This window comes from Proteocatella sp. QWL-06, assembly GCF_058684135.1.
This window is the reverse complement of sequence record NZ_CM178755.1, coordinates 2,590,982-2,614,378: the sequence shown is the minus strand read 5'-3', so window position 1 is coordinate 2,614,378 and position 23,397 is coordinate 2,590,982. Positions and strand designations below refer to the sequence as shown.

General features: G+C 42.0%; 23 protein-coding genes and 1 other annotated feature (1 of these 24 running past the window's edge). Of the genes, 6 read left to right on the top strand and 17 right to left on the bottom strand.

Annotated features, from left to right (window positions below; all coding sequences use genetic code 11):
- Positions 1-110: 110 nt before the first annotated feature.
- Positions 111-1,475, bottom strand: a complete 1,365-nt coding sequence (locus AC4PGZ_RS12420) for an APC family permease (RefSeq protein WP_492158923.1) — start codon at positions 1,473-1,475, stop codon at positions 111-113.
- Positions 1,476-1,729: 254 nt separating this feature from the next.
- Between AC4PGZ_RS12420 and AC4PGZ_RS12415 the strand changes: the two genes are divergently transcribed.
- Entirely contained in the window at positions 1,730-2,284 is a 555-nt protein-coding gene (locus AC4PGZ_RS12415) for a helix-turn-helix domain-containing protein (RefSeq protein WP_492158922.1), read from the top strand.
- 88 nt (positions 2,285-2,372) lie between these two features.
- On the opposite strand, the gene AC4PGZ_RS12410 is transcribed toward AC4PGZ_RS12415, so the two are convergent.
- The 8 genes from AC4PGZ_RS12410 to dinD form a co-directional block, all read right to left on the bottom strand.
- Positions 2,373-4,976: a bifunctional diguanylate cyclase/phosphodiesterase gene (locus tag AC4PGZ_RS12410; protein WP_492158920.1), complete on the bottom strand. Its 2,604-nt coding sequence runs from the start codon at positions 4,974-4,976 to the stop codon at positions 2,373-2,375.
- Positions 4,977-5,116: 140 nt separating this feature from the next.
- Positions 5,117-5,671: a hypothetical protein gene (locus tag AC4PGZ_RS12405; protein ID WP_492158919.1), complete on the bottom strand. Its 555-nt coding sequence runs from the start codon at positions 5,669-5,671 to the stop codon at positions 5,117-5,119.
- 54 nt (positions 5,672-5,725) lie between these two features.
- Positions 5,726-6,943, bottom strand: a complete 1,218-nt coding sequence (hydF, locus tag AC4PGZ_RS12400; RefSeq protein ID WP_492158917.1) for a [FeFe] hydrogenase H-cluster maturation GTPase HydF — start codon at positions 6,941-6,943, stop codon at positions 5,726-5,728.
- 33 nt (positions 6,944-6,976) lie between these two features.
- Positions 6,977-8,398: a [FeFe] hydrogenase H-cluster radical SAM maturase HydG gene (hydG, locus tag AC4PGZ_RS12395; protein ID WP_492158916.1), complete on the bottom strand. Its 1,422-nt coding sequence runs from the start codon at positions 8,396-8,398 to the stop codon at positions 6,977-6,979.
- A 15-nt stretch (positions 8,399-8,413) separates the two neighbouring features.
- Positions 8,414-9,415 carry a [FeFe] hydrogenase H-cluster radical SAM maturase HydE gene (gene hydE, locus AC4PGZ_RS12390; protein ID WP_492158915.1) on the bottom strand — a complete coding sequence of 334 codons (1,002 nt, stop codon included), beginning with the start codon at positions 9,413-9,415 and terminating at the stop codon, positions 8,414-8,416.
- A 26-nt stretch (positions 9,416-9,441) separates the two neighbouring features.
- Positions 9,442-9,690: a TM1266 family iron-only hydrogenase system putative regulator gene (locus AC4PGZ_RS12385; protein WP_492158914.1), complete on the bottom strand. Its 249-nt coding sequence runs from the start codon at positions 9,688-9,690 to the stop codon at positions 9,442-9,444.
- Between the two features lie 389 nt (positions 9,691-10,079).
- A complete protein-coding gene (locus tag AC4PGZ_RS12380; RefSeq protein WP_492158913.1) occupies positions 10,080-11,099 on the bottom strand; it encodes an alpha-hydroxy-acid oxidizing protein in 1,020 nt (339 codons plus the stop codon).
- Between the two features lie 60 nt (positions 11,100-11,159).
- A complete protein-coding gene (dinD, locus tag AC4PGZ_RS12375) occupies positions 11,160-12,023 on the bottom strand; it encodes a DNA damage-inducible protein D (protein WP_492158912.1) in 864 nt (287 codons plus the stop codon).
- Between the two features lie 170 nt (positions 12,024-12,193).
- On the opposite strand from dinD, the gene AC4PGZ_RS12370 reads away from it, so the two are divergent.
- The 3 genes from AC4PGZ_RS12370 (at position 12,194) to AC4PGZ_RS12360 (ending at position 15,015) form a co-directional block, all read left to right on the top strand.
- Positions 12,194-13,414: an MFS transporter gene (locus AC4PGZ_RS12370; protein WP_492158910.1), complete on the top strand. Its 1,221-nt coding sequence runs from the start codon at positions 12,194-12,196 to the stop codon at positions 13,412-13,414.
- A gap of 471 nt (positions 13,415-13,885) precedes the next feature.
- Positions 13,886-14,269, top strand: coding sequence for a hypothetical protein (locus tag AC4PGZ_RS12365; RefSeq protein ID WP_492158908.1), 384 nt, complete (start codon positions 13,886-13,888; stop codon positions 14,267-14,269).
- 392 nt (positions 14,270-14,661) lie between these two features.
- Entirely contained in the window at positions 14,662-15,015 is a 354-nt protein-coding gene (locus AC4PGZ_RS12360; RefSeq protein ID WP_001227347.1) for a helix-turn-helix transcriptional regulator, read from the top strand.
- A 59-nt stretch (positions 15,016-15,074) separates the two neighbouring features.
- Here AC4PGZ_RS12360 and AC4PGZ_RS12355 read toward each other — a convergent pair whose 3' ends face one another.
- The 4 genes from AC4PGZ_RS12355 to AC4PGZ_RS12340 all read right to left on the bottom strand — a co-directional run bounded on the left by AC4PGZ_RS12355 (position 15,075) and on the right by AC4PGZ_RS12340 (position 19,027).
- Positions 15,075-15,242, bottom strand: coding sequence for a cysteine-rich KTR domain-containing protein (locus tag AC4PGZ_RS12355; protein ID WP_000336323.1), 168 nt, complete (start codon positions 15,240-15,242; stop codon positions 15,075-15,077).
- Positions 15,243-15,360: 118 nt separating this feature from the next.
- A complete protein-coding gene (gene tet(M) / locus AC4PGZ_RS12350; RefSeq protein WP_026389858.1) occupies positions 15,361-17,280 on the bottom strand; it encodes a tetracycline resistance ribosomal protection protein Tet(M) in 1,920 nt (639 codons plus the stop codon).
- Between the two features lie 15 nt (positions 17,281-17,295).
- Positions 17,296-17,373 (bottom strand): tetracycline resistance determinant leader peptide, encoded by a 78-nt coding sequence (locus AC4PGZ_RS12345; RefSeq protein WP_078372222.1) that lies wholly within the window; start codon positions 17,371-17,373, stop codon positions 17,296-17,298.
- Positions 17,374-17,764: 391 nt separating this feature from the next.
- Positions 17,765-19,027, bottom strand: coding sequence for an IS1380-like element ISEnca1 family transposase (locus AC4PGZ_RS12340; protein ID WP_492157829.1), 1,263 nt, complete (start codon positions 19,025-19,027; stop codon positions 17,765-17,767).
- 259 nt (positions 19,028-19,286) lie between these two features.
- On the opposite strand from AC4PGZ_RS12340, the gene AC4PGZ_RS12335 reads away from it, so the two are divergent.
- Positions 19,287-19,733, top strand: a complete 447-nt coding sequence (locus AC4PGZ_RS12335; RefSeq protein WP_492158907.1) for a hypothetical protein — start codon at positions 19,287-19,289, stop codon at positions 19,731-19,733.
- A gap of 87 nt (positions 19,734-19,820) precedes the next feature.
- Here AC4PGZ_RS12335 and AC4PGZ_RS12330 read toward each other — a convergent pair whose 3' ends face one another.
- Both AC4PGZ_RS12330 and AC4PGZ_RS12325 read right to left on the bottom strand, forming a co-directional pair.
- Positions 19,821-20,258, bottom strand: coding sequence for a hypothetical protein (locus AC4PGZ_RS12330; protein ID WP_492158906.1), 438 nt, complete (start codon positions 20,256-20,258; stop codon positions 19,821-19,823).
- A gap of 93 nt (positions 20,259-20,351) precedes the next feature.
- Complete coding sequence (locus AC4PGZ_RS12325; RefSeq protein ID WP_492158905.1) at positions 20,352-20,912, bottom strand: CD3073 family putative ECF transporter S component; 561 nt, start codon at positions 20,910-20,912, stop codon at positions 20,352-20,354.
- Positions 20,913-21,111: 199 nt separating this feature from the next.
- Between AC4PGZ_RS12325 and AC4PGZ_RS12320 the strand changes: the two genes are divergently transcribed.
- Positions 21,112-21,672, top strand: coding sequence for a CD3072 family TudS-related putative desulfidase (locus AC4PGZ_RS12320; RefSeq protein ID WP_492158904.1), 561 nt, complete (start codon positions 21,112-21,114; stop codon positions 21,670-21,672).
- Between the two features lie 21 nt (positions 21,673-21,693).
- On the opposite strand, the gene AC4PGZ_RS12315 is transcribed toward AC4PGZ_RS12320, so the two are convergent.
- Both AC4PGZ_RS12315 and AC4PGZ_RS12310 read right to left on the bottom strand, forming a co-directional pair.
- Entirely contained in the window at positions 21,694-21,861 is a 168-nt protein-coding gene (locus AC4PGZ_RS12315; protein WP_492158903.1) for a hypothetical protein, read from the bottom strand.
- 26 nt (positions 21,862-21,887) lie between these two features.
- On the bottom strand, positions 21,888-23,183 hold the full coding sequence (locus tag AC4PGZ_RS12310) for a phenylacetate--CoA ligase family protein (RefSeq protein ID WP_492158902.1): 1,296 nt from the start codon (positions 23,181-23,183) through the stop codon (positions 21,888-21,890).
- Positions 23,184-23,228: 45 nt separating this feature from the next.
- Positions 23,229-23,397 (bottom strand) — a binding site (T-box leader) (it continues 84 nt past the right edge of the window).

The following is a 23,397-nucleotide window of genomic DNA, read 5'->3' as shown; positions in this document are numbered from 1 at the left end:
GCAATAGCTTATTTTCGCAGATATTCGAAAAAGGCTCTCAGTTCAGATTATTACTGAATCGAGAGCCTTTTCTGTATATTATCGCTTCTTAATTATTTTATTATTTGATCTTAATTCTTGAACTTGCTCTTTCTTGCATAGTATACAGGAAGTCCTGTAAGTGTTATCACAAGACCTATTCCTGCATTCATTGGCTGCGTGAATATAGTGTTTATTACTATATATGCTCCTCCGAGTATTCCTACTATTGGCACGAATGGATACAGAGGCACTTTGTAAGGTCTGTGAAGGTCTGGATGTGTCTTTCTCAGTATGAATACTGATACGAATGTCATCGTGTAGAATATCCAGATTACGAACATTACGAGGTCTGTAAGCTGATCGAATTTTCCTGAGAATATCATTATTACTGATATTGCTGCAAGCAGGATTCCTCCGTTTACAGGTGTTCCAAATTTCGGGTGAAGCTTTGAAAAGAACTCGCTGAACGGAAGCTTGTTTTCTGCTGCCATCGCGTATGGGATTCTCATTCCTGTCATGATGTATCCGTTAAGCGCTCCGAATATGGATACGAGTATTCCTATTGTTATTAGCTTTCCGCCGCCTGCTCCAAAGAGTATATTTGCTACATCTGCCGCTGGCGTAGGTGTTGCTCCAAGCTCTGGTGCTGTCATTGCGAATAGATATGCCACGTTTATTAGAAGGTATACTCCCATAACGAGTGAAAGTCCTCCTACGATTGCCTTTGGAAGGTCCTTGCCCGGGTTTTTCATCTCGCCTGCTATGGCTCCTACGTTTATCCAGCCGTCATATGCAAACATTATTCCTATGAGCGCTGAGCCAAGGCTTGTTGCGAATGGGTGATCCATTACGGTTATCGGCACGAGTCTTACTACTCCTCCGCCGTCATGCATAAGTCCTACTGCTATGATTCCAAAAAGCGGTACGAGCTTTCCTATTGTCGCAAGAGTCTGTATGATTCCGCCTGTCTTTGATCCCAGTATATTCATGAATATGAGGAAAAGCATTGCTGCGATTGCTATTGGTGTTATCAGTGAATCTGAGATTGCAAGCAGTGATACTGCCTGAGTAGCAAATATTATTGCCTGTGCTGCTATTGTTGCAGGGAAATAGATTATCGTCTGCGCCCATCCTAAGAGATATGCCCATACCGGTCCATATGTCATTTCAAGATAAGTCAGCATTCCACCTGTCTTTGGTATTGCCGCTGATATTTCTGCTACAGTAAGTCCTCCACAAATAGTTATAATTCCACCTATGATCCATGCTATAAGTCCGAGTCCTGGAGCTCCTGTTGCTGTAAATACCGCTGTTGGCTTGAAAAATACTCCTGATCCTATTACCATTCCGACAACTATTGCCAGCGCAGGTACAAGACCCAGTGTCTTTTTGAGTTCGCCTGAAGCCTGAACTGAAGCTTGTGCGCTTCTTCCTTTCGATACGGTTGCTTCCATAAATAATTCTCCTTCATGATGTCTAATATATTATCTTTTATGTACATTATCATGTACTAATAACGTTGTATATTATAACATGTGTTTGTACACTGTACAACATTTTTTATTCCAGCTTAATTACGGACATTTTTTTGTCAATATCCGTAAAAATCATGTATTGAGCAGTGTTAATATTTGTGATAAAATTATTAAACAGTATCTATATATAATATTTATGGAACAATATATTACATAAAGGAGTGGGGGTTAATTTGGATAATATCAACAGGATAATCGGCAGCAATCTCAACAGATACCGAAGAAGCATGGGGCTGAGTCTGGACAAGGTCGCTGAGATGACCGGTGTCAGCAAGGGTATGATAGGTCAGATTGAGCGTGGGGAGACAAACCCTTCGGTATCTACGCTCTGGAAGATAGCCAATGGGCTCCATATATCTTCTACCTCGCTTTTTGAAGAAAAATCAGAGGAACTCGTGATAATAAAGAAGGAGGATCTGCAGCACATTGCCGATCCAAACGAAGGATACACAATATATCCAACATTCAAGTATGATCCCAGAAAGAATTTTGAGGTTCTTATTGTTGACCTTGAACCAGGCTGCATACACAGGTCTGAGGCTCATGGAAGTGGAGTTGAGGAGTACATCTATGTATGCTGCGGTGAGCTCAATCTGGATATTGAAGGCCAGCTGTACCACCTGAGCGCAGGAGATTCGATAAAGTTCAGTGCCGACAGGGATCATGCATATTTAAATCCCTTTTCTTCGCTGTGCTCCATTCACTCTGTGATTTACTACAGCAGATGATGCTGACAGTGCGATTTAATTAACAAAAACACCTCCGGTATCTTAAGGATACTGGAGGCGTTTTTCTGCTTTGTTAAATATATTATTTTTACACTTCGTATCTATGGTTGTACATAGCTTCTGCGTCTTTTGCCTCCAGAGGTCTGCTGAAATAATATCCCTGTATTATATCGCACTTACCGTCCTTGAGCTTTTTGACCTGATCTATTTCTTCTATTCCTTCTGCAACTACTTCGAGGTTTAGTCCGTGCGATAATGCTATAAGGCTCTCCATTACGCTGATGTCTTCTACTTCAAGGAACTTGAGGCTCAGCATTCGGTCAAACTTGATGCAGTCTATCGGCAGGAAGGTCAGGTAGCTCAGTGATGAGAATCCTGTTCCAAAGTCGTCTATGGCTATCTTTATGCCCTTAGATCTAAGGTCATTCAGAAGATGTACCGTTGTGTCTCTGTGCTCGAGGAATATTCCTTCGGTTATCTCTATCGTTATCATTTCAGGGCTCACCTCGTTCTCCCTGAGAAGGCTCATGAGGAAGTTCCTGTATCCGGTATCATGTATCTGGACTGCTGAAAAGTTTATTGCTACAGGCTTTGGCTCAAGCCCGGTTTTGTTCCACTGACCCATCTGCTCAACGACCATCCTAGTCACGACTCTGCCTATCTGTCCTATGAGTCCGTTCTCTTCGGCTACCGGGATGAATTCTCCCGGGGATATGTTGTGGTCTCTCAGTCTTACGAGGGCCTCAAACCCTGATATAAGGCCTGTGCTCAGATCCACCTGTGGCTGATAGAGTATCTTGAAGGCGTCTTCTTCTATTGCATCATTGAGGATTTTCTTTACTTCCATGTTTCTTTTGAGATGCTCTGCCATGGAGCTGTCGAAGAATGCGTAGTTGTTCTTGCCTCCGCTTTTCACCGAGTACATCGCCAGGTCTGCATACATGATAAGTTCGTCAAGGTCGGTGCTGTCTTTTGGGAATACTGATATTCCGGCGCTTATCTCTATCTTCATCCTGTTGCCGTCGATCTCAAATTCGTTGTCCATTGCAACAAAGATATTCAGTACATAGCTCACAAGCTCGTGCATGTCGTCTTCGAATTCATGGAGTATCAGGAATTCATCTCCTCCGAACCTCGATACGAATACTGACGGCCCTGAAATCTCGCTTATTTTTTCTGCAACTGTCCTGATTACCTTGTCTCCGTATATGTGTCCCATGGAGTCGTTTATTCCCTTGAAGTTGTCTATGTCTATTAGTATTACTCCGCCGCTTGCTCCTGATTCTATTACTTCGGTAAGCTTTTTGTTGAATCTGCTTCTGTTTGGAAGGTTTGTCATCGAGTCATTGTGCGCAAGGAATTCTATGTGCTTTTTCTGAGCCTGTATGCGGTCTACATAGCTGTTTACTCTTTCAAGAAGATCGTTTACCGAGTCTGAGATTCCCGAAAATGGATTTCCCTCTGACATTTTGAGCCGTTCGAGGCGGCCTTCCTGTATGTCCAGGTTCTTGATCTGCAGATCCATGTCATCGATATTGTTTCTTAGTTCTGTGAAGTTCTTCTGCATTGAGCTCATGGCCCTTGATATTTCGCCTATTTCGTCATTCCTTATATTGAACTCCTCAAGGCTGCGCTCTTCATAGTCTTCAAAATCGAATGCAGACATCTTGTTGATCATTCTTGATATGTTAAGTATTGGCCTTGTTATATATCCTGAGATCAGTATTATTATCCATACTATCATGAGGAGCACGGATGTCAGGGTGAGCACGAGGAAGCTGCTCCACCTCATTGATTCTTCCATTATCTCGCTCTTGTCTATCACTGATACGTAATTCCAGCCACTGTATGGAGACTCGTATCTGTTCATTACTTTTGTGACATATCCTCCATCGCCTTTGAAATCGCTCTCAAAGAACTCTCCATCCATATCCTTTATTTCCCCGTATGCCTGAGGCAGCACATCTGATGCTTTTTTCATGAGCCATGAGGGGTTTCCAGGAGAGTTTATGAATACATCGTTCTGGCTGAGTATGCTTATATATCCGGTTTCGCCGTACCTTATCATGCTTATGTTCTTCATGAAGTCCTGTATGTTTATGGTTATGCTAAGTACTCCTACAGTCTTTCCTTCGCTTACTACCTTTTTGTCTATGCTGACTACTGCTTCTTTGCTTACACTGGTTATGTATGGCTCGGAAACAGCGGTTCCTTCTCTCTCCAGGGCGTTTTTGTACCAGTCCCGCTCTCTCGGGTCATATGACTCCTGTGGATTGAACTCCGGGTATTCTACATATCCGCCGTCTGAAGTCCCGTATGAAATGAAGGATATTTTGGTATTATTTTCCTTTATATTCTTAAAGAGTTCATATATCTCTTTTTCCTTCTGTGAAGGTTCCTGAGTGAGTATCTGAGGTGAAAAATCCGTGTAATTCCTGAGGCTTCCCTCTGCAGTCTTCAGCCGGCTGTCTGCCGATACCGTGCTTCCGAGGTCCTCCATATTTTTGAGTATGGCTTCGTCTACATATTCAGCCATCTGCATGAGCATTATCTTGTTGCTTTCTATGTTGTTTTTATACATCCACTGGCGTGAGCTGTATACGATGTACATTCCTCCTATGAGGCTGGGGATTATCCCTCCAAGTATTATTCCGGCTATGAGCTTTTTTCTAATTGAACTGTTCTTGAACATTCCGCACCTGTTTCCATATCGTTTTCGTAAGTTTCAAAATAACTATTTATCATTATATCATTAATATCGACAGCGTTGGCAAATGTTTTAAGGGCTGATCAAAAAAATACGGGATCAATTGATCCCGTATTTCGTATTTCTTACTCCCTGTTCAGAGTGTCTGAGTCTATGATATATTTTCCCTTGCGCTCCTTTATTATCTCAATCACTCCGCTCTCGGTAACTTTGTGGGAGCCGTTTTTTGAGTCTATCGCATAATATTCTATGTTGTAATCGTATGATGCCTTTTCCTCATCTTCATTGCTTCCCTCGCTGAGGCTCACCGAAATTATCACGTTGAGTATCTTCTTTGTGTCATTTTCCCTGAAATACTCGAGCCTTCTCGCAAATACTCCCTCAGTTTCGAATTTTTCAAGGCCTGATTCTGTGAAGTATTTTCCAAATTCATTTTCAAGATACTTCTGAAGCGCCGGCTCTGCCTGATCTCCCTCTCCCGGGAAATCTTCGCCTGACTTTTCAAGGCTCTCGCTTAGTACCCTGCCCAGATATCCCTTTGTAAAGTCCTGCACCGAATCTTTTACAGGAAGCAGGGCGCAACCTGAAATAAATGCTGACGATATAATGATTATCATGAGCAGTGAAATCAATTTATTGTATGATGAATGAAATTCTTTGGATCTAGATACAGCTTTCATAATTGCGGCCTCCCGGATGTTGAGCAAATACGGCTCTTTTTATGGTTATATTATTTAATATACCACATCTGGGAGTATCCCACTCATGTGAGCTATAAAAACTCCGTAGTTCGTGACCGGAACCTGCTGGTCCGTGCATCTTTTTATCCTTGATATTACGTTTTTGCGGTTGAGCATGCAGCCGCCGCAGTGGATGACAAGATCAAAGCCTGAGACGTTTTCCGGTATGTCATTTCCGCTTTTCCACGTGAAGCTTATATTTTCTCCGAATCTCTTTTTCAGCATCCCCGGAATCTTTATCCTTCCTATGTCTCCATCAAGCGGATTGTGGCTGCAGGCCTCGAGTATCAGTATGTGGCTGTCCTCGCTGAGGCTGTCTATGGCAGAGGCTCCTCTTACGAATTCGTCTATGTCGCCCTTGTATCTTGCCATCAGTACTGAGAATGATGTTAGCATAGACTCTTTCGGGCATCGGTCCTTTACATATCTGAATACCTGCGAATCGGTTATTATAAGCTTTGGCGGATTTTTGTAAAGCGCAAGGCTCTCCTCCAGTTTGTCCGTGGTGACCACTGATACCAGAGCCTTGTGGTCGAGCAGGTCTCTGATGGTCTGTATCTGAGGAAGTATGAGCCTTCCCTTTGGGGCCTGTATATCCTGTGGCGCGACAAGCAGCACATGATCTCCGTCTTTTATGAGATGGCCCGTTATGGAATCCAGCTCATATTCTGAAGGGGCTATTTCTATGAGCTTCTGCCTGAAGCCTTCTATATTAATGCCTTCTCTTGCGCTCACCATTACCGCCGGAAGATTGGCAAGCATTTCCGGAAGGTCTGAACTATGGGCGGCTGGATCGGGCGGCGCAGTTACTGTATCCAGCTTGTTTATCGTAAGCAGGACAGGTATCTTTTTTTCTTCGAGATATCCCATCCACTCGATTTCTTCTGAAAAGTCCTTCTGGCCTGCTACTACTGTCATGACTGCAAGGTCTGTCTTTGAGATGACCTCTCTGGTCTTTTCGACTCTCATGAGCCCCAGGTCTCCCTCATCGTCAAAGCCTGCCGTGTCTATGAGCACGCAGGGGCCAAGGGGATGTATCTCTATAGGCCTGTATACGGGGTCTGTGGTGGTCCCGGCCACATCGCTCACGAGCGCGGTCTTCTGATTTGAGATCGCATTTATGAGCGAGGACTTGCCGCTGTTTCTTCGTCCGAATATCGCTATGTGAAGCCTCAGCGCATTCGGGGTATTGTTCAGTTCGTTTACTGCCATGTCTCCTCCTGTAAAAATATATTCAACTTCATATTATACTCTGAAGTCTCTTTCTCCGTTTCTTATCCTCTCGAGCCACTGAGCTGTCTTCTCTTTCATCTCCGGATTTGGTATCTTTGCCGCCTGCTCTCTGATGACTTTTTCTCCAATTTCCTTCGTCTCCGGCGAAGCGTAGTCCATCAGGTATTCCTGAAGCGTCATAAGGGCGTTTGGCTGACAGACATTTCCTATCTGGCCAACTTTGGCCAGGGCCATAAATCTGTCTCCGGTCCTGCCTTCTCTGTAGCATGCGGTGCAGAAGCTCGGGATGTAGCCGTTCTTTGCAAGATCGAGGGTTATCTCATCAAGAGTCCTGTGGTCTTCTACGTCAAACTGTGACGTGTTTACTTTTTCGAGCTTTGCCATCTCGTCATATCCGCCTACGCCTGTGCATGAGCCTCCGCTAAGCTGTGAAACTCCGAGCTTCAGAAGGTCTGCTCTGCTCTCCATGGTCTCTCTTGTGGATATTATTATGCCTGTGTATGGCACCGCAAGCCTGAATATCGCTACCAGGTTGTAGAATTTTTCGTCCGTTATGCCGCTGTACTGGGAAAGCTCCACTTCGCTTGCCGCTCTTATCCTCGGGAAGCTCATAGTGTGAGGGCCAACGCCGAAGGTGTCCTCAAGGTGCTTTACGTGAAGCATCATGCCTACTGCGTCATAATGGTAGTCATCATGGAGTCCAAGCAGTACTCCTATTCCTACGTCATCGAGCCCAGCCTCCATCGCTCTGTCCATAGCTTCTGTATGGTATGCGTAGTTGTGCTTTGGTCCTTTTGGATGCATGTATTCATAGGTGTCCCTGTTGTAGGTCTCCTGGAAAAGGATGTAGGTTCCGATTCCTGCTTCTTTCAGCTTTCTGTAATCTTCTACGCTGGTAGCGGCGATGTTTACGTTTACTCTCCTGATCTCTCCGTTGTCATGCTTTATGGAATATATGGTCTTTATGCTCTCAAGCAGGTACTCGAGCGAGCTGTTTACAGGGTCCTCTCCCAGCTCCAGCGCAAGACGCTTGTGGCCCATGTCCTGAAGGGCTATGACTTCTTTTTCTATTTCCTCCTGAGTTAGTTTTTTTCTTGTCATCTCACAGTTGGAATTGTGGTATCCGCAGTATCTGCACTCATTTACGCAGTAATTCGAAAGATACAGCGGCGCGAACATTACGATCCTGTTGCCATATATATGCTCCTTTATTTTTGCCGCAGTAGCATGTATCTTTGCTACAGTCTCACTGTCCTGAGCCCTGAGGAGAACTGCCACCTCTCTGTAGTCAAGACCTTCGTAATTTGCGGCTTTTTCGAGTATCGAGTCTATGAGCTCTCTGTTTGAGCTGTTCTGCTTTGCATATTCTAATGTGCTGAGTATCTCATCATGGCTGATGAATTCAGTTGCTTTCATTGATCTTGAATTGTACATATTAGTTCTCCTTTTCTAAACGGGAATCCTGTCGAGCGATTCTATATATTGTTCGAGTTCTTTTCTTGCGGTAAGTATGTCTTTTTCTTCTCCGAAATTCGTCGGATATATCTCATATTTGGTCCTCTCGCTCCACGGGGTCACCTTTCGCATTATTACATTGGCCCCATTTGAGAATATGAGGTCGAGCTGAGATCTGTCAATTACTCCAAGCGACGTGGTGGCCGGAAGGTTTGCCGATGGAAGCAGCAGCCTTGCCAGTGCGACGGTCCTTCTCGTAAGAAGCGGATCTCCGTTTTTCTCTCCTGCGAGCGGGGTCTGTTCGTGGGATATGAACGGCCCAATCCCTGCCATCTCGCACCCTATCTCTCTTATGAGAAGCAGGTCTCCTGCTATGGTGTCGAGCGTCTGTCCCGGAAGCCCTATCATGAATCCGCCTCCGGTCTCGTAGCCCAGGGTCTTGAGGTTTTTCTGGCAGCCAGTGCGGTCGCTGAGATGATCTCCTTTGTGGATATGCTCATAAAGCTCTGGATCTGAGGTCTCGTGCTTGAGCAGGAAACGGTCTGCGCCCGCTTCTCTCATCGCGCTGAGCTCGCTGTATGGCCTCTCGCCTATGCTGAGCGTGATTGCTATGTCGGAGCCGGCCTTTATCCTTCTTACTATGTCGCAGATCATTTCCTGTGTGTAGAACGGGTCTTCTCCTGACTGAAGCACTATCGTCCTGTAGCCCGCCTGCGCTGCCTCCAGGGTCGTGTTTACTATGTCATCCGCTGAAAGCCTGTAGCGCTGAGCATTTGTGTTGTCCGCTCTGAGCCCGCAGTATATGCACCTGCATCTGCAGTAGCTCGAGAATTCGAGTATGGCTCTGATATCTACTTTTTTTCCTTTTACTCTCATCGTGAGCTCGTTTGCCTTTTCAAAGAGATATTCATCGGAGCCTCCCTTAAGGAGCTCTGTCAGCTCTTCGCGATCGGGTACATAGCCTTCAGTCATCTGGTCTATAATGTTTCTATTCATCCTGCCTCCTGTCTTGCAGCGCTGTTTTATGGTGTCTTTGATACGGTTACCTTTACGCTTATTCCATCTATCATTCCCAGTTTTCCCGAAAGGCTGCTGATCACATTCTGAGGTGCGTCCACTACTACTGATATTATGCTGATGCCTCTCTGCCTGTATGGAATCCCCATCCTTCCTACTATGTACTGTGAGAATTCGTGAAGCAGCTCGTTTGTAGGGACGCTGCTCTCCATGTCTTCTACTATTATGCTCACCACTGCGATTCTTGTATCCATTTTTCCTCCGATTTTAAGATTTATATGTTTCCTGTTTCTATATTCATATGTTTTCTATTTTGTGAAATAAAAAACACATCATTTCTGATGTGTCGATAAGCAGATATAATTAACAGGCAGACGGATCTCTGCAGCTGTACTCTGTAAAATCAACTTTATCCCAGGCTGTTACCCCTTAGGCTATCAGAAAGATTATAGGTATTGAGTTTTGCCAGAAATCATCTTATGTATTGCCGAAAGCAGTGCTGTTCCATCAGGGTCAGGATTTCCTTTGCCTTCTGGAAGAGCATTTTTTCAGCGTAAAAATAATAATCTGGGTCGATTATTATTATTTTATGTTATTGTCAAAGATTTGTCAATAGGGTCTGATGCCTTATTTTTTGAATTTTCTATGCTTTCCTTACGTGCTTCTCGCTTATGGATGAAAGATCTGCGCAGCCTGTCATCAGCATCGCGTTCTTGAGATCTGAGCCAATCTGTCTGTAGAGAAGCTCCACGCCTTCTTCTGCGCCACCGTATACTGCGGTCACGAATGGTCTCGCCATGAGCACTGCGTCTGCTCCAAGAGCGATTGCCTTGAATACATCCAGGCCTGTCCTCACTCCGCCGTCTATGAATATCTTCATCCTTCCCTTTACTGCGCTTACTATCTCAGGAAGCACGCTGAGAGTTGACATAGTGTCATCGAGCACTCTTCCTCCGTGGTTTGATACGATTATCGCATATGCGCCTGCATCAGCTGCCTTTACCGCTGCCTCTGCCGTCATTATTCCCTTTACTATGAATGGAAGCTCCGTTGAGGATATTATCTGGCGAAGCACTTCTTCTGATACCGGATATACTGGTTTTCCCTGTGCTGCAAGTATTGCAAGGCCGGCTGCGTCAACGTCCATAGCTACGGCCATGGCTCCGGCTGCCTCTGATGTCCTTATCTTTTCGATTACCTCATCTCTGCTCCACGGCTTGATAGTAGGGATTCCGTGTCCGCCGCATTCTCTTATGGAATCGGCTGTGCCGTCAAATACCCTTGGATCTACTCCGTCACCTGTGAATCCTACGCTTCCTGCATTCTTGCTTCCTTTTACTATGATTTCAGAGTATCTGAGGTCATCATACAGGTCGCTGTAGTGAAGCTGAACTGCGCCTACTGGGGCTGCAAATACCGGGAGGTCGAATTTCTTTCCAAAAAGCTCTATTGAAATATCCGGATCTGTTACATCATGCAGTGTATCCATGTTGAGCGCGACATCCTTGAAGGCCTGAAAGTTTCTTATGAATCCTATTCCGCTTGCCTTTCCTCCAGGTCCTGGTATTACGCCCTTGCAGGCTACTCCATTGCACTGTGGACAGACTTTGCAGTGTGGTCCTATGTTCTTTTTTGCGTTTGCGATTACTTCCTGATAGTTCATGTCATCCCTCTTTCTTTTATATTGTATTTTTTGATTTGTGAGCGATACGAGTTTTATGGGTCATTCTTCATCATAATTTCCAGGTAGTTTACCCGATTGAGAAGCAATTTTTTTCTCCTGTGTTCTTACTCGTCTTTCTAATTTTTTTATATCTTCAGATGGCGGGAGCTCTTCTGGTTTAATACCCCTTTCCCCCAGCATATTACGAACAGTTTTATTATTTTGAACATGTTCATCTGTAATAGGGGCCTCTCCCTGCAAATCTTTCTCTTCAACATTATAATTTGTCATCTCAGTGGCAAGATTCTTAGCGGCAATAGTCAGTGTAGGTAAAAAATCAGCCAATGGGCGATGCTCTTTTATATTGAATTTGTTTTTCATTTCCTGAGTGCTGTTTCCACCAAATAATGCACTGTCTCCTTTTGCACGTATTCGCCCGAATCCCGAGTCATCTACGCCTCTTTCATAAATATTCTGTGATAATCTTTTCTCCGATTCTTTTAGCCTACCCCGCGCTTCCATTCGCTCAATATACGTTATTCTTTCTTCAATTATTTCCTGTTTTCTTGACTGTACTGCAAAATAGCTTTGGGCAAATGCAATTTCTTCTTTCTTTGGATCTCCATTCATCGCAATCAGATAACAAGCATATCTTGTCAACATATAATCCTTTATTCTTCTTTTTGATCCGCTTCCCAGCTGAACCATTTTCGTGACCTCACGAAAATGGTCTGTTACTTCAATACCAGAGGTTTCACATGAAACCATTGAGCGAGTGACAGCATTTTCAAAGTTTTCCCATCTACCGTAACCCAACAGAGTCATCAATTCTCTTGCAAACCAGAATTCAACATCAGAATCTTCTTCCTTCCGAACAATTATATCAAACTCTCGTTTTATATTTCCTACTCTGTTCTTGTCCATATACGACCCCACTATTTATTTAAAATTTCAAAAATTATATCACAACGATAATTCTCTACACATTATAATTATGCCTTTCTTCCGCTTAAAAGTCAAAGCGTTTTTGCAAAATGATTGTACGGGTGGTTTTTTCAGGTTATACTGGAAAAAAATAGTAAAGGAAGAAATATATGAGCAGATTTTTTAACTATGAATCAGAAACCTGGAAGCAGAAGACGGCCATTTTTCTCGTAAGCCAGATGTTCTCTATTTTCGGGTCTTCGATAGTAAGCTATGCCATAATCTGGCACATAACGCTTGAGACTTCTTCTGCAAAGGTGATGACGCTTTCGATAATAACGTCATTCCTGCCGCAGATTTTCATATCTCTGTTTGCCGGAGTCTGGGCGGACAGATACAACCGCAAGGTCATAATAATGCTATCCGACACGATGTCTGCGCTGGCCAGCCTTTTTCTCGCGATATTTCTCGCAAGAGGCAGCTACAGCCTGGGCATGATTTTCCTGGTAAATGCCATAAGGTCGATAGGTACGGGAATACAGCTTCCTGCGGTGAGCGCAATCCTTCCGCAGCTGGTTCCAGAGGACAAGCTGACGAGGGTAAACGGCATAAACTCTTCGCTTACGTCCGTGCTTCTCATAGCTTCTCCTGCGGCCGGCGGGGCACTGCTTGGAACCATGGGATTCGCTGCAGCGCTTTATGTAGATGTGTTTACAGCTTTTGCCGCCGTGCTTATAATGGCGCTTCTCAAGTATGAGAACATGCGCGAAAAGGATGACTCAGCTGAAGGTGAAGAGGCTTCGACCCTTGCTTTCATGAGGGAAGGATTTGAATATATAAAGAACAATCCGATGATTCGAGATCTGCTTGTCTTCTACATGCTGTTCTTCTTTCTCGTGACTCCGGCAGCGTTTCTGTCACCTATAATGGTGGAGAGAAGCTTTGGGCCTGAAGTGTGGAAGCTCACGGCAAATGAAATCGTGTGGACTTCGGGCTCTATACTTGGCGGGATAATAATTTCTGTATGGGGAGGATTCAAGAACAAGCTGGCAACCATGACGCTCAGCTCCGTGGGATTTGGGATAACTTTCATGATGATAGGATTTGCAGGAAACATATGGGTTTATCTTGTCATAATGTTCATCTCAGGAATATTCATGCCCCTGTTTGCTACGGCAGAGACTGTGCTTATCCAGGAAAATGTCGAGGAGCATATGCTGGGACGTGTGTTTTCATTCGTGCAGATAATAATATCCGCCGTTATGCCTCTTGGAATGCTGCTGTTCGGGCCGCTCGGGGATGCGGTAAAGATTGAGTATATAATAACAGGAACGGGTATATGTATTCTGATGCTTTCACCGTTTATAATGAGGATCAGAAAAGTAGATTAGGAGGTATTCTTTTAATGCGCTTGTCCTGGAAATCGAAGATAAGTATGAAAAATCTAAGTCTGCGTCAGCTTATTATTATTAGTTTTGTGAGTGTATCATTGTATATGTTCTTTCTGTCAATATACATTAAAGATGAAATGGCGCCAATATCAAAAGTTGCTCCGTTATATATCCTGAGTTTCACATTACTGATTTTTACACATATGTCTGTGAAAAATGTTCAAAACAGGAATAATCAAATTATACTAAGCCTGATAATTTTTGTAATTCAGTTTGGGCTGGGTTTGTTCCTGATGAGTGTGTGGTTCAGGCCAAGAAGTGATTATGTTCTTGCTCATCAGGCATGGCTTACACACCTTAAATTCCTTGCCAGCCAACATTATATCGGAGGTTTTATTATGCCCTTTGGGGTTTTAACCAAGCGTTTGTAGTCAGTACAGTTATTTTGTATAATTGAAAGGAGTTTGTGTCATGAACAAGGCCAATGATCTGATAATGCTTTCCGCAGTGCTGTTTCTGCTAATACTTAACCCTCTATTTTCTATTCTGAGCGACAAGATTGCCATACCGATTGCACTGGCTGCAGTCGCAGCTTTGTATGCTATGAAACCGCTGGTGAATCGGAATGAATCAAGATGGAAGAATGCCAGACTTGAATATTTTTTCAGGCAGCTTGAACATCCTGGAAAATTCGATATGTACACTGGCATAATCGCAGTGCTTGCAGGAAGGTACATAGCTCAGCTATCAGGATTTTCAAACAGGGAAATATTTACGGTCATTTTCTTTTCTTATTATATACTCAGCTGCATTTTTAAAAGCCTGAGATATAAAGAAACGGTTAATCAGGCTTAGACTGCATGGAGGACAGATTAATGAGAAAATCATATCTTATAATTGATTTCTCTGTTTACATGCTTTTATTTTTCTATCTATATGATTTATAAAACCACATTGGTGGACGTACTTATCTATTGCAGATAGACGACTTTTTTTGATAAATACTCAATGTGGGGAACTTGATTGTATGTGATATACTTCATGGCGACTTTGACCTCCAACAAACCGCCATTTGGAAGTAAGATACAATATTTTAACAGCATAAATAGCACTACCATATAACGGTTTTTTTTATTGGCGTTTAGTAGTGCTTTTTATTAAATATGAACCTATAAACTATATAACATGTTTTTCTATACCTGTTTCTAATTCAATAGGAACAGTAAAATGTATAGAGGTGGTCTACTATGCGTAAAAAAGAAGATAAATATGATTTTAGAGCCTTTGGTTTAGCCATTAAAGAAGCTCGATTGAAACGAGGTTTAACTCGTGAACAAGTGGGAGCATTGATTGAAATTGACCCACGTTACTTAACTAATATTGAAAATAAGGGGCAACACCCCAGCATACAAGTTCTTTATGACCTTGTATCGTTACTTCATGTTTCCGTTGATGAATTTTTCTTACCTGCTAATAACTTGGTAAAAAGCACCCGACGATTACAGATAGAGAAATACATGGATAGCTTTACAGACAAAGAACTATCCTTAATGGAATCTTTAGCCAGCGGTATCAACGAAGCAAGAAACATCGAAGACTAATTAAAAGAATCCATACATAACGGAAAGAGCCGATAAAATGAGATTGTATTAATCTCATTTTATCGGCTCTGCGTCTTTGCGTCTGGCTCTGTAATCACAGTTACTTTGAACTGCTTTATTTCAATTAAATTTTCTTGTCTGCATTTCGGACAATAGAGGGGGAATTTTTTTAATTCAGTATCTTCCCTTATCTTTAATCGTGTTTTATTTCCACATACAGGACACAATATCCACTTGTAGTTTATAATAACTATCTCCTCCTTTACACTTTAATTCAAATCTTTATTAAAGAATATTTCATCTTATTTAACAAGAAACCATATTTATATAACAACATAAAATACACTAAGTTATTTTATTGAACATATATCGTACTTTATCTATCCGACTATTTGGACGACGGGGCTGGCAAACAGGTTCACCGGTAGTAACATGGTACCCTTTTAACTCTGTTAAACAAACACTACGTCCATTTGTAAAGAAAGTTAAATCACTACGATATTCTTGAATACACCGAGCAGGGATTTCTCCACTAAGAATGACCTCATTATTTTTCAATTGAGTGTCTACGATGTTCGCACAATATTTAGGAGCATCGTTGTATGCTCGTGAAAGATATTCCTGTGGCGCATAAATTTTAAAACTAAGATATGGCTCTAACAATTCTGTTCCAGCTTTTTTTAAGACTTGTTCCAATACAATAGGAGCAAGCATCCGAAAATCTGCTGGGGTACTAACAGGGCTATAGTATAAGCCATACTTAAAACAGATTTTACAGTCCGTCACATTCCAACCATACAATCCTTGTTCACAGCCATAGCGTATCCCCTCCATAACTGCATTTTGAAACGATTGATTTAAGTATCCAAGAGAAACCGAGCTCTCATACTGTACTCCGCTCCCTAATGGAAGCTGTGCTACAGATAGACCAATGGAAGCCCAGAAAGGATTCGGTGGAACTTCGATGTGAATGGTATACTCTGCTTTTTTTAACGGTCTTTCCATATAAATGACTGTAGGCTCTTTTATTTCTATCTCCACATGATACTTTTCTTGCAGCAGAGCACAAGTCACTTCCATTTGTACTTTCCCTAAGAAAGAAAGTATGATTTCATGTGTCGCAGAATCCACATAATATCGCAGAAGCGGGTCACTGTCGGAGATTTCTAAAAGTGCATCAAGTAACATTTCCCTTTGTTGAGGTTTGCTCGGTTCAACAGTCGTTTGCAGCAGAGGGAGGGGATTTTCAATTCTCTCTCTCTGTGGCAATAGCTTTGTATCTCCAAGAACACTATTTAACTTCAAAAACTCATTCTGCAAAATAACAATTTCCCCGGAATAAGCCTTATCAATTTTACATAATTCACCATTTATTGAAGTATACATTTCTGTAATTTTTATTTTTTCCTTTTCCGATATTCTAACCGAATCTCGCAAATGCAGTACGCCACTATAAAGACGTATATATGCAAGACGCTGTCTTTTTTCCGAATACTCAATTTTGAAAACTTTTCCGCAAAGTTCAGACTGACCTCGATGTGTTGATGAATAAAATTTATTCGTAATCACTTCTATAAGGTTATCAATCCCTATATTGTTTTTTGCACTTCCGTGATAAACAGGGAACAGGGAACAATTATGAAATCTTATGCTTTCCTCTTGTTCGAGTTCTAATGCTTCCAATAATTTCCCAGACGTATATTTCTCCAAAAGGTAATCATTTCCTTCTATTACCATATCCCATTGTTCAGATTCGGTAAAGTTCATTACACGCATATTAGGATGCAGTTCTACCTTCTGTTTGATTACAATTTCCGCAGAAAGTTTCTCTTTAATATCCTGATAAACCGTTGATAAATCAATTCCATTTTGGTCAATCTTATTGATAAAAAAGATTGTGGGAATACCTATTTTCCTAAGTGCATGAAACAATATACGAGTTTGTGCTTGTACGCCATCTTTTGCAGAAATCAGTAGAATTGCCCCATCTAATACTGATAATGAACGATATACTTCTGCTAAAAAATCCATATGTCCTGGCGTGTCTATGATGTTCATCTTAGTATTTTTCCACTGAAAAGAGGTTATCGCCGTCTGAATTGTAATTCCTCTCTGACGTTCTAAAAGCGTATTATCCGTTTTCGTTGTACCTCTGTCCACGCTTCCTAATTCTGTAATCGCTCCACTGTTATATAATAAGCTTTCTGTTAAGGTAGTTTTTCCCGCATCAACATGAGCTAAAACTCCAATATTAATAATTTTCATGTGATTTTCCTCCATTCAAAAGCCCAAAAGGGCATAAAAATCCCAGTGATAAATACTCTTATCACTGGGATTTTTATGCATAACCATAGGCATACAAAGCATACAGATATTCTCCGGATACTTTAGAATCACATGATAAAGGTATTCTTAAACTGGGTACAAAAAACTAAGCCCTCCTAAAAAAGGACATCCAATTATTTGTTCCCACTATCAAATTGACAGTTTATTTAAGAATACCTTGCCGCATATTTATTAACTCCTTTTAAATAGATACTTACCTAAATTCCACGTGCATTTTTTATTAGCTTAAAAGAACACTATTTCACGAAGAATTTAAACTGATACTCCCACATTGTAACATTATTTACCACCACCTTTCAATCTTTTTCAATAAATTATTGATTGCAACTTTTGAGTAAAGATACTTATTAAACCCTGCAAGTTATCCACAGAGCAACACTCGATTTTCAAGATGATATATTTATTATACCAGACATTTTTCATACACTTCCTTGTACGGATAGTTTTCTGACAAATTCATAATTACAGTTCTTGCGGTTTTAATGATTTTGGCTGCAAGAAATACATACTTCAAACGAAAGGTCTTTATTTGCTGTCTGTATTCTGAAGGCTCTAAGGAATCAATCTTGAACAACAAAAACAGGTTATATGAAAGCATCATCATTTGAAACACCGCTTCATTTGCCCAAAATGATTTAAGTAAAAGATGACCCACCGCCATGTCGTATTTGGCTTCTTTAATATAGTTCTCAGCATTGCCACGTTTTTCATAGGATATAACTACTTTTTCAGAAAGCAATGTAGTGTTTGTCACAAAGAAAAAGTATTCGTACTCAGAGACTTCTAAAAGTGATATTTGTGCTCTTTCTTTTTCTGGTTTCAGTACCCGAGACACAACAAACCTTCTGTCTTTCTCCCAGTTATCTAATTTTGTAAACAGTTCTGTAGTTTCTCTGCCTTCTTCACCTTTAACGAATACAACCGATGAATTCGTTGCTTGGGATGCAAGCGTAGAATAACTTTTGGCTTTAATTAAATATTTGCAACCAAGAGATTCTATCGTTTCAATAATTTTTTCATCAAAGTAGCCACTATCCATTCGAAATAAAATCTCTAAATCATCTGTTTTGATGTTGGCTACTATTTCTTTGATCATTTCAGATGCACCGTTAGCTGTGTAAGTATTGCCACTTCTTACAAATCCGGTGACGTAGGCTTTTAATTCGTCGCAAAATGCAAACTGGATATTGTAGCATCGGTTTCCTAGTTTCTTGGGATTATATCCTTTTGATGCACCTTCTTGATGACCTTCTACGTTGATTACACTACTATCAATATCAATCGTAATGGATGTCAATTTACTTTTAGTGAGCAGTTTTTTAAAGACTTTAAAATTAATGTCTCTAAACATTTGTGTTGTCTTAAAGGTGAAGTTTCCTAAAAATCGTGACACTGTTTCAGGTTCTTTTACGGAAATATCAAATTCATTAACGAGTGGATCATTTTGAAGGAGCTTTAGACGTTCTAGCTTGTCTATACCAATAAAGTGACCACAGATCATCGTCTTTATATGATTCATCTTGATTTTATTTGTGGAGTCATTATCAAATACGAGGTCATCTTCAACTAGATCAAAAATCTCATTACTTTTTGCGTTCTCAAGGAGAAGAAAAAGACCTGCATTTGATGTTAGATTCTTAGCTGTGAAATCAATTTTATTAATCATAATTTAAACCCCTTTTTCTGCTTTTGTTACTATTATTGTACCATATATCGACTCATAAAAGCTGATAATTCAACACATTTTTGAGCATTTTTCTTTCACCCAATGGGTGAAAGCTGAATTTTGAAGGAACGTATATTTATCAATGCTTTGAGGGTGGTTTATAAAGTACTGACGTAGAATCTCAGTTATAATCGTTTTTACGTCTTTTTTGATTGTGCTGTCTTCATGTGCGTCAAGTCCGTATGCCGGTCTGTCTGAAATGTCCTCAGAATATCTGGAGAAGCTCCTTCATATAGATATCGGCGCCATAGATATAAGCGGCTCTGGCGAACAGGCGCTTGAAGAAAAAGCAGCTGAAATGTACCTTTATCTGGATGAAAACTATAAGCAGTATTTCACCGAAAGCGGCTATGAGAGTTTTTTGAATAATAATATCTACAGCGCCCGCCTCAGATTCTTTAGAAACAATAATATCGTTTCTGTTGAAAATCTGAAAATAGAACTTAAATCAGCTAAAACCGAGGATGACACTGTTGCTTATGATTATATTATGACCTATACTGCTAAGTCTGGAGACGGCAGTAGCTTTGAATTTTCAGACAAGGGACAGCTTCTGTTCAGGAAAACTGCGGATAATGATTTCAAAATAGAAGAGGACTATATAAGATATTATGATAAAAAATTCAGTACGCTTCGGGTAGATTAACATCTGTATAATATAAAAAATGCTCCCATGCTGGAGAAACAGTTGGATCTAAAATCCTGTTTCCTGCAGAGGGAGCATTTTTATTGTCTATATCTTTTTTCCGCACTTCTTGCAGAAAGTCGCATCCTCGTCATTGAGCGCTGAGCAGGCTGTGCATCTTATCTTTATAACTTCTTTTTCCTTTTCTGAAACTAAATCCGTCTCATCGAGCGCATCCTTTATGATTCCGCCTGCCATAGAACTCCAGGGACTGAGGTCCTCTCTTGCCTTTTTGGGATCAAGCACCATTCCAGAGCCCGCAACTCCACGCACGGCAACGGTCCGCATGAATCCGCCGGCCGCTATCATTATGATCCCTATGAAAGGCCTCATAATGAATGAGCCCGGAGAGCTTCCCATAAGCATTGAAGCCGGATTCATGAAGCTTAAAAAGGCGGACAGAAACAGTAACAGTCCAATACCCGAAACAACCATCCCACCGTAATAGAGTGCTTTTCTTTCTTCCGATATTTCTTTTTTCGACATTTTTGACCTCCTTTGTTTATACCATTATAACAAAAAAACAGCCGCAGGTCACTTATGGATGACTGCGGCTTTATCATATGAGGATACTTGTGACTATTCAAGTATTGTGGATCTCTTTTTCAGATATTTATCTATCACAAATGCTGCTATCAGGCAGCTGAGTATCTTGTCAACGAGGTTGGATGCGATCCTTGTGATGAAGGATGCTGCAAATATTTTTTCTCCACTCGCCAGAAGCGCCGCTACCATTAGGTCTGTTCCGCCTCCTGTGAGTCCTCCGAAAAGAAGCACGCTTATAGGTGTTCCTATCAGTGGAGCTACTACTGAGATTATGAGTCCTGTTATCAGTGCGATCTTGTAGTCGAATTTTTTGTATTTCTTTGCGATAAGTCCCACTATGAGTGCAATCGCTATACTTACGAGTGCGAACGGAAGGCTTGAGAAGCTTCCTCCTATTACTGATGTCATGAAGTTTGTAACAAAACCCACCATCATTCCGTATGCCGGTCCAAAAATTGCAGCGATTACTATCGTTCCAAGTGTATCAAGGAAAAGCAGCGGAATCTTGAGTCCTGAGACTGTCATTCCAAGCACGATGTTTATAACTACTGCGAGTGCGCTCAGGGTGAGCATCTGCGTCTTTGTCGTTTTCATTTTTTCTCTCCTTTATAATTGCTGTATCCTCTGTAATATTAACATGTACAGACTGCACAGTCTAATTGAATTATCAAATCACGATTATAGATAAATCAAATGAACCAGTACATGACGAAGCCCTTCATATATGCTAATATCTTATTAACTGATTTATACAGATTACAGATATATATTTATTGTAAAAGAGAGGTATTTCATGGATATAAGAAACAAGAAGATGGTGCTGATCTCGCACTGTCTGTGCAACACAAATTCAAAGGTTTCCGGTTTCAGCCCGAGGCCCGCATGTGAGCAGGACCTCCTGAATGTAATCTTCGAAAACGGCTATGGCATAATCCAGCTTCCATGCCCTGAGAACAGGGTCTATGGAAACAGGCGCTGGGGCCAGTCGAGGGAGCAGTTTGACAATCCTCATTTCAGGTCTCAGTGCAGGAAGATGCTGATTCCACTCATTCAGGAAGTAGAAGACTATCTCAAAAACGGATACAGGATCGCTGCGGTGATATCTGTCTACGGAAGCCCCAGCTGCGGCTATTCAGGGTCTTTTTCAAACTCCAGCTACGGCGGAGAGCTCTGCATAGATACTGTGCAGCTTCAGCTTGACTCTTCACGCCTTGAGCCCTCTCCCGGCGTATTCATGAATGAGTTTTCAAATCTCATGAAGGAACACGATCTCGCAATCCCTTTCGTAGATTTCATGGAGGAAGATCCGGCGGGGTCGATCGAGAAAATACTGAGCCTGATTGGTAATAAGTAGCCCCTTCAGATTATTGTAATCCTACCAGCAGTCCAGGCAGTCGAGGCTGTACTTGCTCTTTATCTCCTTTTCTTCAGGGCTCTGGTTAGGATCTGCCACCATATCCCTTACTGCATCATAAATCATCATCTGCTGCTCTGGCGTCATCTGGTCGATCATTTCTACGATATTTCTTGCTATAGTGTTCATATGTTTTCTCCTTTTTAATTGGTTTTTCAGCTTACTTTTCTGATTATGCGGTTTGCCTTGCCTTCGCTCCTTGCTATCGTTCCTGATTCCATGAGGCTCACGAAGACTGATATCCCAAGCGAGCTCTCGAGCTTTTTGCGTATGTGGTTCGAAAGCGAGGAAAGGCTGTTTGCATCTCCTGATGAAATCCTCTGTGAGACTTCAACCTGTACCTCCAGGGTATCAAGCACTCCCTGCTTGCTGACAACGAGCTGATAATGGGGCTCTATGCCTTCTACGGAAAGAAGTTCATGCTCTATCTGGGATGGATATACGTTGACTCCTCTTATTATGAGCATGTCATCGCTTCTTCCTTCTATCCTTGCGAGCCTGTAATGGGTCCTTCCGCATGCGCATTTTTCGGTATATATGCGGCTGATGTCGCCTGTCCTGTATCTTATTATCGGGAAGGCTTCTTTTGTGAGGGATGTGAATACTATCTCGCCCTCTTCACCGTATGGAAGGACTTCACCGGTATTTGGGTCTATAGTCTCTATTATAAAATGGTCCTCAGCTACGTGCAGGCCGTTTTTCTCTGTACATTCCATTGCTACTCCCGGTCCCATGAGCTCGCTCATTCCGTATATGTCAAGCGCTGTGATTCCAAGCTTATGCTCTATCTCGCTCCTCATATTCTCTGACCATGGCTCTGCTCCGAATATTCCATATTTCAGCTTTGAGCTTTCTGCGGTGAGGCCTTCTTTGCTCATCTCTTCTGCGAGATAGAGGGCATAGGAAGGTGTGCATGCGAGCACCGAGCACTGATAGTCGTTCATCAGCATCACCTGGCGCTTTGTATTTCCTCCTGATACAGGGACTATGGATGCGCCGAGTTTTTCTGCTCCATAGTGTATCCCCATCCCTCCCGTGAAGAGCCCGTAGCCGTATGAGTTGTGGATTATGTCATGCTTTTTTACGCCTGCCATGGTGAAACTCCTTGCTACCATCTCTGACCAGTTGTTTATGTCGTTTCTCGTGTATCCCACTACTGTAGGCTTTCCTGAGGTTCCTGAGGATGAATGGATCCTCACTACTTCTTCCATTGGAGTCGCAAAAAGCCCGTATGGATAGTTATCTCTGAGAAACTGTTTTTTCATAAAGGGCAGCTTTTTGAGATCCTCCAGTGTATTGATGTCTTCGGGTCTCAGGTTTTCCTTCTGCATCAGCTCTCTGTATGGCTTTACATTGTAATACACTCTCTCGAGAGTGGCCTTGAGCCTCTCGAGCTGTATCTTTTCTAGCTCGCTGTGATCCATACATTCGTAATATTCATTCCAGTACATTTTTGTTTCCTCCTTATTTTTGAGTATAAAAAAACCTCCATCCCACAAAGGGACGAAGGTATTAATTTCGCGGTACCACCCTAATTAGTTATATACTAACTCAGCTCTTTCGGACACGAGGCATGGCCTGATGTCTTATCCATGTAACGGTAGAATCCCGTCCGGGCTTACTGCAATTTCGGCCTGGAAACTCAGGAGCGAACTTCAAGAGCGT

Excerpts from the sequence above, each read along its gene's own strand:
- AC4PGZ_RS12315 (WP_492158903.1), bottom strand. The coding sequence starts at position 21,861 with ATGAACACTATAGCAAGAAATATCGTAGAAATGATCGACCAGATGACG.
- AC4PGZ_RS12335 (WP_492158907.1), top strand. The coding sequence starts at position 19,287 with ATGTCCTCAGAATATCTGGAGAAGCTCCTTCATATAGATATCGGCGCC.
- AC4PGZ_RS12340 (WP_492157829.1), bottom strand. The coding sequence starts at position 19,027 with ATGATTAATAAAATTGATTTCACAGCTAAGAATCTAACATCAAATGCA.
- hydG (WP_492158916.1), bottom strand. The coding sequence starts at position 8,398 with ATGTACAATTCAAGATCAATGAAAGCAACTGAATTCATCAGCCATGAT.
- AC4PGZ_RS12420 (WP_492158923.1), bottom strand. The coding sequence starts at position 1,475 with ATGGAAGCAACCGTATCGAAAGGAAGAAGCGCACAAGCTTCAGTTCAG.
- AC4PGZ_RS12365 (WP_492158908.1), top strand. The coding sequence starts at position 13,886 with ATGAACAAGGCCAATGATCTGATAATGCTTTCCGCAGTGCTGTTTCTG.
- AC4PGZ_RS12345 (WP_078372222.1), bottom strand. The coding sequence starts at position 17,373 with ATGCCTATGGTTATGCATAAAAATCCCAGTGATAAGAGTATTTATCAC.
- AC4PGZ_RS12325 (WP_492158905.1), bottom strand. The coding sequence starts at position 20,912 with ATGAAAACGACAAAGACGCAGATGCTCACCCTGAGCGCACTCGCAGTA.
- AC4PGZ_RS12385 (WP_492158914.1), bottom strand. The coding sequence starts at position 9,690 with ATGGATACAAGAATCGCAGTGGTGAGCATAATAGTAGAAGACATGGAG.
- AC4PGZ_RS12405 (WP_492158919.1), bottom strand. The coding sequence starts at position 5,671 with ATGAAAGCTGTATCTAGATCCAAAGAATTTCATTCATCATACAATAAA.
- AC4PGZ_RS12310 (WP_492158902.1), bottom strand. The coding sequence starts at position 23,183 with ATGTACTGGAATGAATATTACGAATGTATGGATCACAGCGAGCTAGAA.
- AC4PGZ_RS12410 (WP_492158920.1), bottom strand. The coding sequence starts at position 4,976 with ATGTTCAAGAACAGTTCAATTAGAAAAAAGCTCATAGCCGGAATAATA.
- AC4PGZ_RS12320 (WP_492158904.1), top strand. The coding sequence starts at position 21,112 with ATGGATATAAGAAACAAGAAGATGGTGCTGATCTCGCACTGTCTGTGC.
- hydF (WP_492158917.1), bottom strand. The coding sequence starts at position 6,943 with ATGGCAGTAAACGAACTGAACAATACCCCGAATGCGCTGAGGCTTCAC.
- hydE (WP_492158915.1), bottom strand. The coding sequence starts at position 9,415 with ATGAATAGAAACATTATAGACCAGATGACTGAAGGCTATGTACCCGAT.
- AC4PGZ_RS12380 (WP_492158913.1), bottom strand. The coding sequence starts at position 11,099 with ATGAACTATCAGGAAGTAATCGCAAACGCAAAAAAGAACATAGGACCA.
- AC4PGZ_RS12330 (WP_492158906.1), bottom strand. The coding sequence starts at position 20,258 with ATGTCGAAAAAAGAAATATCGGAAGAAAGAAAAGCACTCTATTACGGT.
- AC4PGZ_RS12370 (WP_492158910.1), top strand. The coding sequence starts at position 12,194 with ATGAGCAGATTTTTTAACTATGAATCAGAAACCTGGAAGCAGAAGACG.
- AC4PGZ_RS12360 (WP_001227347.1), top strand. The coding sequence starts at position 14,662 with ATGCGTAAAAAAGAAGATAAATATGATTTTAGAGCCTTTGGTTTAGCC.
- dinD (WP_492158912.1), bottom strand. The coding sequence starts at position 12,023 with ATGGACAAGAACAGAGTAGGAAATATAAAACGAGAGTTTGATATAATT.